Genomic DNA, 1110 nt, shown 5'->3' on the forward strand with positions numbered 1-1110 from the left:
ATATAGCTCAACAAGTGGTTACTGGACGTTTACTGGCTATCTAGGAACAAGCACTCGACGGCGGCAGCCCTGCTGGAAGGGCACGGGAGACCGACCGGCACCTATTCGAACCGTCGAACTCTGCTAGCCGCCACGTCCTGTCAGGTACAACAGTACAAAATAGGGCACCAAGTTGAACAGCAGCACCCCGATTTTGTAGATCGATATACCCAGGTAGTGGACGACATTGAAGTGCTCCACGGAAAGGGGAAACCAGCGATTGTGGAGCCGGTACATGCCGTCGTGGGCAAACACAAAGACGGCAAACCAGACGATGATGATCAGATAGTTGATGGAGAGGTTCCAGAGCAGGAATGTCTTGAGCAGTTGCAGATCCATCATAGCGTCCTATGGTGTTGCGCCCATCACCCGCATCACACACAGGATGATGATCACTATCGGTATGCCAGGCGGGCATCGGGTTAATGGGTAAGGTAGGTACCGCCGCCCATACCTCCACCACTACTTACGCTCCCACCTCCATCGTTACGTCCATCATCCGCAGGAGGGGGAGGTGTCGTTCCACCGTTGGTGGCGCAAGCCGCTAGCAAGAGCTGAGTAGCTACCAGCCAAATTTTCCATATTGTCATAGCTATATCCCCTGTTGTGTCGCCTTGCCCTGCTGTCGGGTTGAACGCGTTGACCACAATGAGCAAGTCAACCCTGAGTGTAGCCCACTCAAGTTCCCCAATTTCCAGCTCTCCTATGTATGAAGCAACCTCAGCTAAACACTGCCAACCTCCATCACTTGCTGTATATAATCACAGTGGTTTTGAGGAGTGACTATGAGCGACATAGAGCAGTGGTTGGGAGCGGTGTCGATGTGCGGGCAACTGGGATGGGTGAGCGCCTTCCTATATAAGGAGGGACGATGAGCATCAAGTCCACGCCCGAAGGGTACCTGGTCGATATCCGCCCGCAGGGGAGGGAGGGCAAGCGGATCCGTAAGCGCTTCAAGACTAAGTCTGAGGCCCAGCAGTTCGAACGTTAGGTGATCGCCACCGAGCACAACAAAGAGTGGGTGGACCGCCCGGCAGACAACCGGCCGCTCTCTGTAGTGGTCTAATCATC

The 1110-nt window shown here is 54.4% G+C and carries 1 protein-coding gene; it reads right to left on the reverse strand.

From position 1 onward, the window contains the following. Positions 1-123 precede the first annotated feature (123 nt). A complete protein-coding gene (locus LG30_RS0107915) occupies positions 124-378 on the reverse strand; it encodes a DUF6868 family protein (RefSeq protein WP_193354258.1) in 255 nt (84 codons plus the stop codon). Between the last annotated feature and the right edge of the window lie 732 nt (positions 379-1110).

The organism is Aeromonas aquatica, from assembly GCF_000764655.1.
Classification (GTDB): Bacteria; Pseudomonadota; Gammaproteobacteria; order Enterobacterales; family Aeromonadaceae; genus Aeromonas; species Aeromonas aquatica.